This is a genomic window from Microbulbifer celer, from assembly GCF_020991125.1.
GTDB classification, from domain to species: Bacteria; Pseudomonadota; Gammaproteobacteria; order Pseudomonadales; family Cellvibrionaceae; genus Microbulbifer; species Microbulbifer celer.
The window spans coordinates 4106494-4122532 of record NZ_CP087715.1; the positions used below are offsets into that span (position 1 = coordinate 4106494).

A 16039-nucleotide genomic window follows, 5' to 3' on the forward strand; every position below is an offset into this window, starting at 1 on the left:
TCGGGGCGCGAATCTTGGGCCCAGTATGGGCGGAAAGCAATAACTATAGATAAGAAAATTTGCCCTTTTTTCAAAGGCGGAAAATTAAATTTTTGTTCGGTTTTCTGCCCGCTTCAACGTGGTTTGCCATTGAGCCAGAGCCGGGTGGCGAAAGACGCCTTCTCTGGACGTCGAAAAGAGAATGCGGGGTAAAAAAGGCGACCCGGGAGGGGGTCGCCAGAGGCAATTAACCGAATAAAGGTTCGGTTATTTGGGGTTGGAGTCGGTACCGATGAAGCCGATACGGATAGCTGCAACGGTCAGGGTTTACATAAATCCAGGGTTGGCCACGACCAGGTAACCACGACGCTGGTGATCCCAGCGGTAGTAGGTGTCGTAGGCGACAAAATAATTCAGGCCGTTAAACATTATGCTGACTGCGCTGCCCGGCAGGGTGCGAACAAAGGCTCCCACGGGCGCTGGCGCCACCACATAACCGGGGCCGTGCGGGCGGTAGAAAATACCGTCGCTGAAGTAATAACCGAGACCACCAAAACTCAGACTGATGTAGGTACTCGGCAGGCGCTTCCAGCGGTGCCCGTAATGGTAGCGAGAGGGGCGCCAGCGGTGTTTGTGCGCAATGCGTACCGGACGGTGATGTTTGCGGTGTCCGGGCCGGTAGTGCTTGCGATACCCCCGGCGATGATCCTTGGCATATTTGCGGCCGCGATCCTGCCAGTCGCGACGATCTTTTCGCTCATGGCGATCCCGGCGATCTCGCCTGTCGTGACGATCCCATCTTTTATCGCGATCGCGCTTGTGGCCTTTGCGGGCATCCCGACGGCGTTTATCCACCTTGCGTTCGATACGCCGAATCTTGTCGTGATGCTCGCGCTTCTTCTGTTGAGTCTGCCACTGGTCGCGGCGGTCGTGGTGGCGATCGTCGCGGTCTGCCAATGCGGGCGCTGTGGTGAGTAGCAGGCTGGCAGTAGTGATGGCGGTGATCAGTATTTTCATGGGGCTCTCCACGGCCGCGCTGTCGCGGCTTTCAGTGCCCCGTTGGTGGGGCGCTGTGTCTGGTCTTTTCTGAATCTGGAGCCCAGTTTGCCGGGAGTACACTGAATCCTTCCTGAACCAGTGATAACGCTTTGGCACTCGATTTCTTGAAACCGAATATGACCAATGGTTCGGGTATTGGTCACGTTATTTGTTCGCAACCACGCCGGAGGGTAATATGCCGCGCGAGTTAACATCTGGCGGGACCCCGGCAATGCAAGTTTTTCACCACGTGGCCAGCCTGCGCGAGGCGCTGAATCAGGCCCGTCGCGATGGCAAGACCATCGGTTTCGTGCCCACTATGGGCAATCTCCACGACGCCCATATCGAGCTGGTCAAACTGGCGCAGCAGTCCTGTGATGTGGTGGTGGTCTCGATCTTCGTCAACCGCTTGCAATTCGGCCTGAATGAAGACTGGGACACCTATCCGCGCACCATGCAGAACGACATGGCGAGGCTGCGCGCGGCGGAGTGTGATTTCCTGTTCCACCCCGAGGAGAGTGAGATCTACCCCAACGGTATGGATCAGCAGACCCGAGTGGTGTGCCCGGCCATGACCGATGTGCTGTGTGGCGCCAGTCGGCCGGGTCACTTCGAGGGAGTGACCACGGTGGTGGCGAAGCTGTTCAATATCGTGCAGCCGCACAAGGCGGTATTCGGGATCAAGGATTTCCAGCAACTGGCGGTGATCCGCCGCATGGTGGAAGACCTGTGCATTCCGGTGGAAATCGTGGCGGCGCCGGTACATCGGGAAGACGATGGCCTGGCGATGAGTTCCCGCAACGGTTATCTGACCGAGGAGGAGCGCCCCAAGGTGGCGGTGCTGAACCAATCGTTGAACTGGGCACGCGCGGAAATCGAGAATGGCCGCCGGGATTTTATGGCGCTGGAAGATGAGGCGAAGGCGCGGATCGAGCAGGCAGGTTTCAAGGTGGATTATTTCTCCATCTGTAACAGCAAAGATCTGCAGCCGGCGGCCCACGATGACCGTGAGATCACCTTGCTGGGCGCCATGTACACCAGCGGTGCGCGTCTGATTGATAATGTTTCCCTGAGTATGTAGAGGAGTTCTGGTATGCAAATCGAGATGCTGAAGGGCAAGCTGCATATGGCGGCGGTTACGCAGGCGGAGCTCTGGTACGACGGTTCCTGTGCGATTGATGAAGATCTGGTGGAGCTTGCGGGGTTACGCGAGTTCGAGAAAATCGATATTTATAACGTTTCCAACGGTGAGCGTTTTCACACTTATGTAATTCTGGCCGAGCGTGGTTCGGGCATCATTTCCATGAACGGCGCGGCGGCGCGTCGGGTGCAGGTTGGGGATCGGATTATTATTGCGGCTTACGGACAGATGTCGGAAGCCGAGGCCGATACGTTCAAGCCGAAGTTGGTTTATCTGGATGCGCAGAATCGGGTTGAGCGGAGTACCAATACTATTCCTGTGCAGATGTCTGAGCCTGTTTGATACCTCTCTGACTTCGTGGTCCTGTTTTTTAGCTGAATCGGTGGCGGCAGAGCACCGGGTGGAAGTTTTCAGGACCGAGCTAGGCGCCCCCCTGTGAATACATCCCTGTAAGCTGCGGCGGCGACGTCCTGTCGCCGACGCTCCTGAAAGCCAATCCCCGGCACTCTGCCTTCAATTCCACCCTTGTTACTTCGCTCTCTGTCGGATCAAAGCGAGAAAGCTGATGCGCAGGCCAAGTACCGGGTGCGGGTTTTCAGGAGCGTCGCAAACAGGATGTTTGCGCCGCAGCGCCCATGGATGGGTACACAGGGGGGCGCCTAGCTCGGTCCTGAAAACTTCCACCCGGTGCTTGGCCGCCACTGGGGTTCGCTGGAGGGTTACCCCTGACTTGTGACTGACCCACCATCCGCCTACCATGCCCCGATCAAGGTAGGAAACCGCATAAAACCATGTCATCCCTGACGCATCCAAAAACCAATGCCCCCCTCAGCTGGGATCAGCTGCTGAAAAGCGGCTGCCGGATCTTCCTCGGCTCCCACGCCGCCGTGCCCACCGCACTGATGGAGGACCTGATTGCCAACAGCCGCGGCCTCAACGACATCCAGGTCACCCAGGTCTTCACCCTGTCCGACAATATCTGGGCCGACCGCAAATACGCCGAACTGTTTACCGTCAACGCCCTCTACATCGGCGGCACCGCCATTCGCAACGCCGTGGCGGAGGGGCGCGCGGACTACACCCCGACATTTCTCTCCGAAGTGCCCAAACTGTTCAGCGACCACGTACTGCCACTGGATGCCGCGCTGATCACAGTAAGCCCGCCGGATGAACTGGGTTACTGCTCGCTGGGCGTGAGTGTCGACGTGGTTTCCTCCGCGGTAAAAAATGCCACCACCGTGATTGCCCAGATCAATCCGTGCATGCCCCGTACCAACGGCCACACCTTTATCCACCGCGACCAGATCGACGCCTGGATGACCGCCGAGAATCCCATTCCCGAATCGCCGCCACCGGAAATGGATCAGGCGGTGGAGCAGATCGGGCAGTATGTATCTCTGCTGGTGGAAAACGGGACGACCCTGCAGATCGGTATGGGCAAGGTGCACGACGCCGTGCTGCGCTATCTCGGCAACCACAAAGACCTGGGCGTCCACTCGGAAATGATGTCCGACGGCATCGCGCGGCTGATGAAAAGTGGCGTGATCAACAACCGCAAGAAAACCTTTCACAAAGGCAAAACCATCACCAGCTACTGCATGGGCTCGAAGATGCTGTACGACTTTGTCGACGGCAATCCCCATGTGGAGCTGTATCCCGCAGAGCACGTCAGTTCGCCGGTAAAAATTGCCCGCAATGACAAGATGGTGGCGATCAACAGTGCGATTGAGGTCGACCTGACCGGGCAGGTGGTTTCCGACTCTATCGGAAGATTGCTGTACAGCGGTATCGGCGGCCAGGTGGACTTTATCCGCGGCGCGGCGCTCAGCAAGGGTGGCAAGCCGATCATCGCATTGCCGTCTACCGCAAGGGATAAAGATGGCAAACTGATCTCCCGTATCGTTGCCTCACTCACTCCCGGCAGCGGCGTGGTCACCTCGCGTGCCCATGTGCATTACGTCGTTACCGAATACGGCATCGCCTCCCTGCGCGGGAAGAGTGTGCGCGAACGCACCCTGGAAATGATCCGCATTGCCCACCCGGATTTCCGCCGCGAACTGCTGGAAAAAGTGCGCGAGTTTTACTGGGTGCCGGAGTATCAGGAGCAGGCCCCCACCACGGTGCCAGAGCTGGGGGCGGTGGAACAGAAGCGCTACACCTTTGGTGGTATCAAATATACATTGCGCCCCCTGCGCCCCGCCGATGAGCGCAGGCTGCAGGAGTTTTTCTACACCCACAACAAAGAAACCCTGATGATGCGTTACAACCACCATGTAACGCAGATGTCGCGGGAGAAATCCTGCAGCCTGGTAAGCGTCGATCAGCGCCGGGACCTGGCCCTGTGCTTTGTCGATAACGACGGCGGGCGCGAAGTGATTCAGGGCGTGGGACGATACTATTTTTACGCGGCGAACAACAGTTGTGAAGTGGCCTTCGTGATCAAGGAGAGCCGCCGCGGCAAAGGTATTGCCACCACTCTGTTGAAGGAGATGGAAGCGGTGGCGCGCAAGCGCGGCATCGACAAGATGTTTGCCTGCGTACGTCGCGATAACAAACCCATGCTCGCAATCTTCGAAAACAGTGGTTTTGTTGCCCGCCCCGGCGACAGTATGGATGAACTGTATCTGGAGCTGGATCTCTCCAGCGCACCTGACAAGGACTGAACATGGCCACCGTTGGATTTTTTACCAGCCCCACCTGCAATCTCCACGATATGGGCGACGACCATCCGGAGTGTCCCGCGCGTCTCGACGCGATTCAGGACCAGTTACTCAGCAGCGGGATGGAATATGTGCTGCGTTTCTTTGACGCCCCCGAAGCTACGCGCGCGCAACTGGAGCTGGTGCATACCCCCGCTTACGTAGAATCGATTTTTGCCCGCGCACCGCAGGAAGGGCTCGAGGTGCTCGACGAGGATACGCGCATGTGTCCGCAGTCGCTGACCGCGGCGCTGCACGCCGCCGGCGCCGCGGTGGATGCTGTGGATAAAGTGATTGCCGGTGACGTCAACACCGCGTTCTGCTCCGTACGCCCCCCGGGTCATCACGCGGAGCGCGACAAGGCTATGGGCTTCTGCCTGTTCAACAACATTGCCATCGCCGCTGCCTATGCCCGCCAGCAGTACGGCCTGGAACGGGTGGCGATTCTCGACTTCGATGTCCACCACGGCAACGGCACCGAGGACTTTGTTGCCGGTCGCGAGGGCTACCTGCTCTGCTCCAGCTTCCAGTCCCCCTACTATCCTTTTAGCGGTACCGGTGAATTGCCGGAAAATATCGTCAACACACCGCTCGAGGCCGGTGCGGAAGGCGCCGCACTGCGCAGTCTGGTAGAGGAAATCTGGCTTCCCGCGCTGGAAAAGTTCCAGCCACAGATGCTGTTCATCTCTGCCGGCTTCGATGGGCATATCGAAGACCCCATGGCGCAGCTGCGATTCCGTGAAGAGGATTACCAGTGGGTAACCGACCGGCTGCGGGCGTTCGCGGATAAACACTGTGAGGGGCGGATCGTTTCAGCGCTGGAAGGCGGATATGCGCTGTCCGCGCTGGGGCGCAGTGTCGTCTCTCACCTCAAGGGCCTGATAGGAAGCTAGTCCAGCTTAGGGGGGATCAGCCTGGGCAGTTGCAGGCAGGGAGTACAACGCACGCGCGCTGCCTACCGAAGTGCGACCATATTTTCACCTAGTGTGCGTGCCTTGCCAAAAAAGGCACGGGATTCCGGCTGTGGGCTGGGAATCCGCAAAGATCACAGGCTATGATGGAGTGACAGGAGTGTTGACAGCGTTGTCATCCAGCGACTGCCAGTGGTATAACTTATCGGGATAGGTCTCCTTGGTTGGTGCGAGTAAATACGCGTGCCGTCGGAGACCCACTGCAATGAACAGCGACCGTACCCCTGAACACAGAGCGCGGCGCGGCAGCCCGATAATTCTAATAAGGGAGAAAACAATGTCTGAAGTGCACACCCATCCGGTGCCCGAAGCTTTTGCTGCGGAAGCCCTCGTACGCGACGAGGACTACCAGTGCATGTACCGCCAGTCTGTGGAAGATCCACAGGCATTCTGGTCGCAACAGGCCAACGATTTTCTGCACTGGAGCAAACCTTTCACCAAAGTGGTGGAAGAGGATCTGAGCAAAGGTCACGCCGCCTGGTTTGCCGACGGCGAACTGAATGTTTCCGTCAACTGTATCGATCGCCACCTGCCCGCGCGCGCGGATCAGACCGCATTTATCTGGGAAGGCGACGATCCCGCCGACAGCAAGCACATCACCTACCGCGAGTTGCACCAGCAGGTGTGCCGCCTGGCCAACCTGCTCAAGGCGCGCGGGGTGAACAAGGGCGATCGCGTGTGTATCTATATGCCGATGATCCCCGAAGCCGCCTACGCCATGCTGGCCTGTGCCCGTATCGGCGCGGTGCACTCCGTGGTATTCGGCGGTTTCTCGCCGGACTCCCTCAAGGACCGGATTCTCGACTCCGACTGCCGTTTAGTCATCACCGCGGACGAAGGCGTGCGCGGCGGCCGCAAGGTGCCACTGAAAGCCAATGTGGACAAGGCGCTCGCCAACTGCCCGGACGTGCACACCGCCATTGTGGTCAAGCGTACCGGCGCCAATATCGATTGGGACAGCAAGCGCGACATCTGGTACGAAGAGTCCGTTGCCGAGCAGGGCACCGAGTGTGAACCGGAAGCGATGAATGCGGAAGACCCGCTGTTTATCCTCTATACCTCCGGCTCCACCGGCAAACCAAAAGGGGTGCTGCACACCACCGCTGGCTACCTGCTGATGTCCACCATGACCTTCAAATACGCCTTCGATTACAAGGAAGGCGATGTGTTCTGGTGTACCGCCGATGTGGGCTGGATTACCGGCCACAGTTATATCGTCTACGGCCCGCTGGCGGCCGGCGCCATCTCACTGATGTTCGAAGGCGTGCCCACCTATCCGGATGCGTCGCGCTGCTGGCAGGTGGTGGAAAAGCACAAGGTGAACACCTTCTACACCGCGCCTACCGCCATTCGCGCGCTGATGGGCGCCGGTGACGATTTCGTTACCAAGTGCGACCGCAGCTCCCTGAAACTGCTGGGTACCGTGGGCGAGCCGATCAACCCGGAAGCCTGGGAATGGTATTACGAGGTGGTGGGCGAGAAGCGCTGCCCGATCGTGGACACCTGGTGGCAGACCGAAACCGGCGCCCACCTGATTACCCCACTGCCCGGCGCCACCGACCTCAAACCCGGCTCCGCCACCCGTCCGTTCTTCGGGGTACAGCCTGCGCTGCTGGACGAAAAAGGCCAGGAAATCGAGGGCGAAGGTGAGGGTGCCCTGGCCATGAAAGCCAGCTGGCCAAGCATGATCCGCAGTGTGTACGGCGATCACCAGCGCATGATCGATACCTACTTCTCCACTTTCCCCGGTTACTACTTCACCGGTGACGGCGCGCGCCGCGATGGGGACGGCTACTACTGGATTACCGGGCGTATCGACGACGTGTTGAACGTTTCCGGTCACCGCCTGGGTACCGCCGAAATCGAAAGTGCCATCGTGCTGCACGAAGATACCGCAGAGGCGGCGGTGGTGGGTTATCCACACGATATCAAGGGCCAGGGCATCTACTGTTACGTGACCCTGAAGAACGGTCGCGAGCCTTCCGAAGAACTGCGCAAGGAGCTGATTGATCTGTGTGTGCAGGAAATCGGCCCCATCGCCAAGCCGGATATCATCCAGTGGGCCCCCGGGCTGCCGAAAACCCGCTCCGGCAAAATCATGCGTCGTATCCTGCGCAAGATTGCCAGTAACGAGCTGGACTCCCTTGGTGATACTTCCACTCTTGCTGACCCATCTGTGGTGGACGAGTTGGTGGACCACCGGGTCAATAAGTAACTTCCGGTCTTCGCCCGCCAGATTGTGCTCCGTCTGGAGTGGGGTGGCGGGTAAGCGCTGGGTGCGGGTTTTCAGGGCCGCTTGTGAATCCGCACCCAGCACATCCCCTTCAATTCTGACTTTTGCGCTCCGTAAGTTAGCCTCGTGCCTGGCTGACGTAGTGCGTAATTTGATGCTAAGGCGGAGTGCCGGGGATTGGTTTTCGAAAGCGTCGCAAACAGGATGTTTGCGCCGCAGCGCCCAGGGATGGGTTCACCGCGGTTTCGAAAACCAATCCCCGGTAATCCGCCACAGAGCCGAGCCAAAGCGTACCCCGAAGCCAGAAGCGACCACCCACTTGATCTGAAACACACACAAACCCCGAGCCCGGTGATCTAATGTTGTTAATGGTATAAACAGAACCCTACCCGCACCGGAGGCAGCATGCAGAACATTCTCGTCATCCTCGACAAACCCAAGCACGAACAGATCGCGCTGCAGCGGGCGTTGGAACTGACGCAAAAAACCTCCGGTGGTGCCGTCGATGGCAGCAAAGTCCAGCTGCACCTGGTCAGCTTTGTCTACGAGCCCCTGCAGTGGCTGCCATTTATGAGCGAGTCGGCCAAGCTCATCACCGAACAGATCCAGAACGACCGCAGCGCCTGGATGGAGCGGCTCAAAGAAAAATATACCCTGCCGGAAAATACCCGCACCGAAGTACTCTGGCACCACGATATACCCGAATGGGTAGACGAGTACCTCGACAAGACCCCCTGCGATCTCGTACTCAAAACCGCGCAGAAACAATTTGGTTCAGGTGGCTTCGGCTCCATAGACTGGCGCCTTATCGAACGCAGTGCTGTGCCACTGTGGATCGCCGTCAGTACCCCCTGGATCAAGCGCGATCGCATCGTCGCCGCCCTGGACCCGGCGCTGGAAAATTCCCTGCATCGGGATCTCAACCAGCGTGTGCTGAAACTGGGCGGAGCCCTTGCTGAATCGCTGGATGCAGATATCGAAGCCGTTGCCTGTGTCCCGGCCCCCGATGTGGTCAAGGACCTGGACGCCTTCCGCGAAGGCACCGGCGCTCTGCTTACCGCGATTGATGAACTGGTCGCAGACAGCGGCGTATCCTGCCGCAAAGTTCACTTTGAAACCGGCAAGCCGGCGGCGGAAGTGAACCGTATCGTCGACCGCAACAAGGCGCGGCTGATTCTGGTGGGGCGCGGTGTGCGCAAGGGGGCCAGGCGATTCCTGCTCGGCAACACCGCCGAGCGGATACTGGGGCGATCCAATACCGATGTGCTGGTCGTTCCCTGAAGTCCAGCTTCCGCGACTGTACACACTCCTGTGTAGGGAGTGTGCGATCTCACAGTCTGGTAAACTCCGCTATCGACCCTCAATCCAAAAATAAAATCGAAAAGAATGTTGCCAACCCTGAATGAACAGCAGTACCTGTGTGAGCACTATCGCTTCAATGCGGAGCAGCGGCTCAAGGTGTTCAATTTTTTTGTCGTACTGTCCATGTTTGCCGATGGCGGTGTCTTTGCCGCGGTGGAAAAAGAGTTTCACCCGCTGATCCTGATACTTCTGGGCGGATTTGTGGTCATTGTTTCCGCCGTTTTCTGGCTGGTGGATGCCCGCAGTCGCCAGTTGCTCAATCTCACCGTCCCCGGGCTCAAGGCCCTGGAGCAGCACTTTTCCGAAGAGGCGCGTATTTTTGCCCGCGACAGCCGCAGTCACGGGCGCATAGTCCGTTACACGTTTGCGTTTCGCGCATTGATTATGGGCCAGTTACTGTTCGGTGGGGCCGTGGTGGCATTTGGATTTTTCAGCCTGTTTTCAATCTCATGAACCCCGATCGGTTTTATGCACAACTGCCGGTAATCCAAATCCCCGATCAACGGGAAATGTGTTTTCGTTGGTTGACGGAAAATGACCTGCCAGCACTGCAGAAGATATTTTCCCAGCCGCAGGTGGTGCGGTTTATGTCTACCGAACCGCAGCAGGATGAGTCCCAGGCGCGTGCCTATCTGCAGTCAATCCGCGATGGTTTTGCCAGTGGCGATCTGTACCAGTGGGGTCTCGAGTATCGCGGCGACATTGTAGGGACCTCGACTCTGGCGGGTATTGAGCGCGATAACCACCATGCGGAAATCGGCTTTGCACTGTCGCCGGAATACTGGGGCAAGGGTCTTATGCGGCGTGCTATTCCGGCTGTGCTCGGCTTTGCTTTTGAACGGCTGGGCCTGCGACGGATTACCGCAGATGTGGATCCGCGCAACACACCATCGCTGCGATTACTGGCCGCACTGGGATTCCAGGAAGAGGGACTATTGCGCCAGCGTTATGAGCATATGGGTGAAATTCAGGACGCGCTGATTCTCGGCCTGTTGCGGGATGACTGGACACGCGATAACGGCTTTTAAAATAGCGCTTGAGCGCCAAGGGTGTTCGGACTGTGCTCGGGGGCGACTACACTTTGAATGTTTCAATGAATTCCAGTGTTTATCACCGCCGGAAAAAACCATGCTCGATTATGTCGCCCTCACCATCCATGACTATCAACGCAGTAAATCCTTCTATCAGGCGGCCTTGGCACCGTTGGGCTACGAGCTGGTGCTGGAGATCAGTGAGTGGGCCGGGTTTGGCTGGGGTGACAAGCCGGATTTATTGATCCGCGGCGGCAGTAGCACCACGCCGAATCTGCGTATTGCCTTTCGCGCAGAGGACCGGGAAACGGTACACAACTTCTACCGCGAGGCGCTGGCTGCCGGCGGCAAGGACGATGGTGCGCCTGCGCTGCGTCCGGAATACGACGACGACTATTTCAGTGCGCGGGTGCTGGACCCGGATGGCCACCGTATCGAGGTGGTCTGTCATATTCCGGAAGATGCTTTTGAGTAGAGTGAGCCCGGGTTAGAGAGATCCCGGCTAGCATTTCGCTACATCCAGGCGTCGTCTGTTCCTATCCCGCTTCTTCGCTTTCCAGCCGGGCCAGCAATTGCTCGGCCCAATTTATCCAGGTCTTCTCTGTGGCGATCCCCAGCACCAGCGGCTGGTGGGCGAGCCACAGCCGTTGCCGCTGCTCCGGCGGTCGCTTGTAAAAGCGTGCGTTCTGGGCCTCGTAGGTTTCCAGTAGAGCCCGGTGCTCTGCCAGGTGTCGCTCAAGCTCCGCACGCAGTTGTGCCGGCGGCAGGTGGTGTCCGGCGAACAGTTGCAGCAGGAAGGGATCGCGGATTTTCTGGGTGGAGGCGGGAGCAGTGGCCAGTGTTCTGAGGGTGTCACGGCCGGCGTCTGTCAGGCTGTAGATCTTCTTGTCCGGTCTTCCTTCCTGGGGCTGTTCGGCACAGTCCAGTAACCCTTCGCCATGGAGCTTGTGCAGCTCGCGGTACATCTGCTGGTGGCTGGCGCTCCAGAAGTGAATCACGCTGCGCTCGAACCGGCGTTTCAGGTCGTATCCGCTGCCCGGTTCGATATCCAGCAGGGTAAGCACGGCAAATCGCAACGACATGGGTGCGAAACTCTCTCAGTAGGGATATGCAAAACGATGCATATTAGCGTTACGGCCAATGCTTCACCAGATCGCCTGGATGATGTGTCTCCATACTGTCATTTCGGTGTGATAAATATCTCGATGTAGCATGTTTTTTGAGATGCGTATAACCATAAAGTGACGTTTTTGAATTGTATAGCCTAGATTTTATGAAAAACATGTCTATAATCGCCATTCTCCGATATTTGGGTGATTAATAACCAGTTTTCTATAGGTTCAAGAGTCATGTCGTGCCAGCCGTTGTCCCAGAGCACTGATGCCATCCCGGTCTCCCCTCCTGTCATGGTGCTGGAAGAGGATCATTCCGCCCCCGCCGAGCGGGTTTCTGGTGACAGCGCTTCTGCTTCGCGAACGTCTCGCCGTGGCGAATGGCTGCTCGACGTCTTCGCCATGAACAGCTTTTCCTGGGCGATTGCGATCCCGATCGAAGTGGTACTGGCGGGTATGAGCTGGCGCGAGCATCTCAAAGTGCGCCTGTTGGCGGTATTGTTCAACACGGTGATCGCTCGCCCTTTCAGCCTCTATCGCAACTGGGTCGTAGGCCGCTGTGGCCAGGGGGGTGTTCTGCACAACTATGCTGTGGATACTTTTGTGTTCCTGAGCTTTCAGTTACCGCTGTACGCCTCCAACATGGTGCTGGGTGGCGCCTCATCTATGGAAATACTCACAGCCAGTGGCACTTTTGTATTGCTTGCCGGCGCCATGGGCCGCCCCTATGGATTCTATCTCGACAGCCTGCGCCGTCTTTGGGATAAGCGATCTGAATGTGGCAGGTCGCTCCCCGGCGAATGTGACACACCGGACTCCTGAGGCAGAAAGCTAAAAAGATAGAAAGTTGGCAGAGGGAGGGCATCCGATAGTGTGCGCTGGGTACTCTTTTGAATGGTACGGGTGTACAAAGACGCCAAATTAACGTCAAACGGCTGAATTTCGCGTCAGCAGGCGTACAATAGACTTGTTTGGACTTGTGCTTTGCAGTATTAATCCGCTACTTGGCTGGTGCCGGTTAGCGGTACAGTATTGGCAATATTGGAAATATTGGAAGTACTCACTGAAAGCCTCTTTGATTGCCTGACCACTCGCATAGACGCGAGGGGGTAAAGCAGTAGTCCATACCCGGGTCGCAGGAATGACCCGGTTTTCCCTAGTGGTTACAAGGATGAATAACGCCATGATTTTCCGCGGCTCGGCGAGTTGTCGCTATTGTTCCGTTTTTTCCCGAAGTATTCAGTTTTCTGACCGCAACTCTGTGCCTGCGGGTGTTGCCTGTGCATTTTTATTCACTGCGCCGGAAACCGTATGGGCTTTTGCCGGTGAATCCTTTCTTCTGGGGGTTGAAGTACCTCTGATATGGGTTGTGCTCTCAGGAGTAGTCGCTCTGGGAGCGTTGTTCGGCCTGGTCGTGATGCGGGCGAGAGTCCGAACTGTCGAGCACGCCAGTGCCACCCAGGTTGCAGATTTGCAGGTGGAAAATGCCAAGCTGTTTCGCCAGCTTCAAACCCGGGTGCATGAGCTGATTGCACGGGATAAACAGCTGGATGAGTTTCGGGCATCAAAAGAACAGTTGGTGGAAGAGCATCTGGACTTTCTGTCCATAACCGGCCACCGGTTGCACAAACCGCTGGAAACATTGGTCAGCACCATGAACCTGCTGGTGCGCGGAACGGAGGGCGAGGTCCGTCAATTGGCGGAGGCCGCGCAAGGCCAGTGTCGTCTGTTGCGTAGCAGTATTGAGGATATCCAGCGGGCCGCGCAGGCGACTCCTGCCGCACCGGGAAGTGCGATTGCCGATGAGCTGCAGAAACTGGAAATTCTACTGATCGAAAACGACTCTCATCCCACTTTGCGTACCCGACTGGAGGCCCACGGACATCGTGTACGGCGGGAGACCAATGGTGTGGATGGTGCCGAGGCAGCCCTACAGGGTAATTTCGACCTGGTGTTGGTAGATGTGCGCCTGCCATTGATTGATGGTCTCGAAACTGCACGCAAGATTCGTGGAGACCAGGCCAATGAATCTCTGTTGATATTCGGAATGGTCGACAAGCCATCAGAAGGCGATCGTGAGCGTTATATGGCACGTGGCCTCAGCGGAATCCTGCCGTTACCAGCGAGTGATGTTCATCTACTGCAATTGCTCGGTTGGGTCGACGAAAAGAATCGCAGCGAAGAGAGCAAGGGCAAGCCGGCGCGGGTGGCGAAGCTGTTGAATGCATCGACGCTTGAGCGCCAGCGCGATACGCTTGGGCACCTCGCTTTCGCCGAGCTGCTGGGGGATCGCCTGGCCAACCTGCCCAAAAAAATAACCGCTTTCACCAGCGCTCTGACCGGCCGTCACTGGCTGGATGCCCAGCACCAGGCACAGGCCATTGCCGGCCAGGCGGAGAGTGTGGGGTTGGAGTTGGTAGCCAGCCGGCTGCGGGCGCTGTCGGCACGACTGTCCATCGACAGTGAGCGCGATTACTGTCGTCATCAACGCACCGAGATCCTGACATTGATGCGCAACTCCATCGTGCAGCTGAAGGCTTGGCGAGAAAAGAATGTGCACACACAGTGGGCATTGAGTTGAACCCTGATTGGCGTTGGAAGCAATGCCTGCCAGGCCCCGTTATGAGAGATCCGGGTTACCGCCCGTGAGCATTTGCGCTTACACTTATCTCCTCAACTTGTTGCGGAATTTTGACTGGAATGCCCGTCTATGACTGAGCAGTACCCTTCACCCCAAGAGCCGGATCTGAACCCCGAGCGCGAGCGCTCTGCACGCGATATGGCCACGCTGGTGTATCTGATCCAGGCCATCGCCATTTTCACGGCGTTGCCCTTTTTCGTTGCGGTCATCGTCAACTATGTAAAACGCGGCGATGTACGCGGCACACTCGCGGAGTCGCACTTTCGCTGGCAGATCCGCACCTTTTGGTACTGGCTGCTGTGGCTGGTGATCGGCACCATCACCTGGTGGATTCTGATCGGGATGGTCATTCTGTTGATCAACCAGGTCTGGTTAATCTACCGCGTCATCCGCGGTTGGCTGGCGCTGGCGGACAACCGCCCGGCCTATTCCTGACAGGCGCACCCGCGGGGCAGTACCAGCTTAGGTGGCGTCCCAGGAGGCGGGGAAAGAAAGAACGGTGAGAGAAAGCTCGAGCGGCCAGTTGGCCGCTCTTTTTTTGCCTGTTATTTAATGCAGTTAACTCAGAGTCCGCTGGTCAGTGCGAGAATAAACAGGTCCGCCGGCAGCGGCTGACCGTTCACCTCCAGATTGCCACGGTCCAGCTGCAGGTGCATGGTGAGCTCACCATTGTTCTGTAGCAGCAGGCCGTACTGTTTGAGGGTGTTGGCCTGTATCAGTAGCGGAGATTGCATCACCGCCTGTTCCGCGGCGGTAATATTGGCGCTGCCAGAGAGCGCGTCGAGCCAGAACAGTTGGTCGTTATTCACCCGGCGCTTGCGCGGCATTCCTTTCCAGTCCACGTCCAGTTGCAACTGCATCGGCCCATTGGCGGTTTCGATATCCAGTTGTTGCTGCATTTGCAGCGGTCGGTCGAACACCTGTTGCCAGTTACGCTGAGCCGCCGGTGTCAGCAGCAGGCTGTAGAGATAGTGGTGCAGATCGTTATAGCTGATTTGGGGCAGATTGAGCTGCTGGGTAACGGCACTTGCCGGGGTGGCGGACTGGATTTCGGGCATGGATACGCGGGTGTTGACCCGCAGGGTACGCGCTGCCACCAGTTCACCGGTATAGTCGAGGGTCACATCGCGCAATTCCAGCGGGCCGGAATCATTGTTGGCCCGCACCAGGGGTAGCGCAATCTTGAGAGTGCCGGCCCCGGATGGGGCCAGGTTGAAGGTGCCCTGGCCGGATTGCAGGTAGAGTGCCTCGCGGTGGCCATCCATACGCACGAATTCACCCAGCTCGAAGCGGCTGTCCTGCTGTACACCCCGGTAGTCGGTTACCAATTCTAACCGGGCGCCCTGGAACCGGATCTGCTGGTCGCCTTCGCTGCGATTGATGGGAAGCAGGTGCAGGGTATTGGTCACCCGGTTATTGGTACCGACCAGCGTTTCCACCACCAGCGGGCTTTGCTCTATATCGGTACCGATCGGCCCGTAATAGGCTTCGAGCTGACGGCGCAGTGCCGGTTCCAGTTGCGCTCCGGTAAGGCGGGTTTCCGCGAAGATAATCCCGATACGCGGCCCACTGCCGGTGAACAGCACCGGGCCGTGTTGTATGTCGGTATAGGCTTCGGTGGCGCCGTCTTTGCCCTTGAGCAGGGTTAGTGCCTCTGCGCCAAACCAGCCGCGCTCATAACCGGTGAGTTCGATATTGGGCTGGTTGGCCAGTTGCTGCTGCAGGATCTGTTCGGCCTTCGGGCCGATCAGCCGCGGCGCGATAAGCGCTGCGAGCAGCAATAGGGCTGTCAGGGAAATCAGGGTGATGCGTAAGAATTTCATGAATCTAAT

15 protein-coding genes are annotated in these 16039 nt (G+C 57.8%); 12 read left to right on the forward strand and 3 right to left on the reverse strand.

The annotated features are described in order from the left end of the window. Positions 1-306: 306 nt before the first annotated feature. Positions 307-996 carry a DUF6515 family protein gene (locus LPW13_RS17200; protein WP_230437223.1) on the reverse strand — a complete coding sequence of 230 codons (690 nt, stop codon included), beginning with the start codon at positions 994-996 and terminating at the stop codon, positions 307-309. Positions 997-1249: 253 nt separating this feature from the next. Here LPW13_RS17200 and panC point away from each other — a divergent pair, with 253 nt between their 5' ends. The 9 genes from panC (at position 1250) to LPW13_RS17245 (ending at position 10929) form a co-directional block, all read left to right on the forward strand. Further along, complete coding sequence (gene panC, locus LPW13_RS17205) at positions 1250-2098, forward strand: pantoate--beta-alanine ligase (RefSeq protein WP_230437224.1); 849 nt, start codon at positions 1250-1252, stop codon at positions 2096-2098. Between the two features lie 12 nt (positions 2099-2110). Further along, positions 2111-2500: an aspartate 1-decarboxylase gene (gene panD / locus LPW13_RS17210; protein WP_230437225.1), complete on the forward strand. Its 390-nt coding sequence runs from the start codon at positions 2111-2113 to the stop codon at positions 2498-2500. A gap of 449 nt (positions 2501-2949) precedes the next feature. Then, the gene (locus LPW13_RS17215; protein WP_230437226.1) at positions 2950-4821 is read left to right on the forward strand and encodes a bifunctional acetyl-CoA hydrolase/transferase family protein/GNAT family N-acetyltransferase; all 1872 of its coding nucleotides are present in this window, start codon (positions 2950-2952) and stop codon (positions 4819-4821) included. 2 nt (positions 4822-4823) lie between these two features. Further along, on the forward strand, positions 4824-5750 hold the full coding sequence (locus tag LPW13_RS17220; RefSeq protein ID WP_230437227.1) for a histone deacetylase family protein: 927 nt from the start codon (positions 4824-4826) through the stop codon (positions 5748-5750). A gap of 355 nt (positions 5751-6105) precedes the next feature. Next, positions 6106-8043 (forward strand): acetate--CoA ligase, encoded by a 1938-nt coding sequence (gene acs, locus LPW13_RS17225; RefSeq protein WP_230437228.1) that lies wholly within the window; start codon positions 6106-6108, stop codon positions 8041-8043. Positions 8044-8466: 423 nt separating this feature from the next. Continuing rightward, positions 8467-9342, forward strand: a complete 876-nt coding sequence (locus LPW13_RS17230; protein WP_230437229.1) for a universal stress protein — start codon at positions 8467-8469, stop codon at positions 9340-9342. Between the two features lie 105 nt (positions 9343-9447). Further along, complete coding sequence (locus LPW13_RS17235; RefSeq protein WP_230437230.1) at positions 9448-9876, forward strand: RipA family octameric membrane protein; 429 nt, start codon at positions 9448-9450, stop codon at positions 9874-9876. A gap of 56 nt (positions 9877-9932) precedes the next feature. Then, positions 9933-10451, forward strand: a complete 519-nt coding sequence (locus LPW13_RS17240; protein WP_230439220.1) for a GNAT family N-acetyltransferase — start codon at positions 9933-9935, stop codon at positions 10449-10451. A 100-nt stretch (positions 10452-10551) separates the two neighbouring features. Beyond that, positions 10552-10929 (forward strand): VOC family protein, encoded by a 378-nt coding sequence (locus tag LPW13_RS17245; RefSeq protein WP_230437231.1) that lies wholly within the window; start codon positions 10552-10554, stop codon positions 10927-10929. A 61-nt stretch (positions 10930-10990) separates the two neighbouring features. Here LPW13_RS17245 and LPW13_RS17250 read toward each other — a convergent pair whose 3' ends face one another. Beyond that, positions 10991-11536: a PadR family transcriptional regulator gene (locus LPW13_RS17250; protein WP_230437232.1), complete on the reverse strand. Its 546-nt coding sequence runs from the start codon at positions 11534-11536 to the stop codon at positions 10991-10993. A gap of 267 nt (positions 11537-11803) precedes the next feature. Between LPW13_RS17250 and alaE the strand changes: the two genes are divergently transcribed. The 3 genes from alaE (at position 11804) to LPW13_RS17265 (ending at position 14642) form a co-directional block, all read left to right on the forward strand. Continuing rightward, complete coding sequence (gene alaE / locus LPW13_RS17255) at positions 11804-12388, forward strand: L-alanine exporter AlaE (protein ID WP_230437233.1); 585 nt, start codon at positions 11804-11806, stop codon at positions 12386-12388. Positions 12389-12935: 547 nt separating this feature from the next. Continuing rightward, positions 12936-14147: a response regulator gene (locus tag LPW13_RS17260; RefSeq protein WP_230437234.1), complete on the forward strand. Its 1212-nt coding sequence runs from the start codon at positions 12936-12938 to the stop codon at positions 14145-14147. Positions 14148-14276: 129 nt separating this feature from the next. Beyond that, a complete protein-coding gene (locus LPW13_RS17265) occupies positions 14277-14642 on the forward strand; it encodes a DUF4870 family protein (protein ID WP_230437235.1) in 366 nt (121 codons plus the stop codon). Positions 14643-14770: 128 nt separating this feature from the next. Here the strand turns inward: LPW13_RS17265 and LPW13_RS17270 are convergent, their stop codons facing one another. After that, on the reverse strand, positions 14771-16030 hold the full coding sequence (locus tag LPW13_RS17270; protein ID WP_230437236.1) for a DUF945 family protein: 1260 nt from the start codon (positions 16028-16030) through the stop codon (positions 14771-14773). Between the last annotated feature and the right edge of the window lie 9 nt (positions 16031-16039).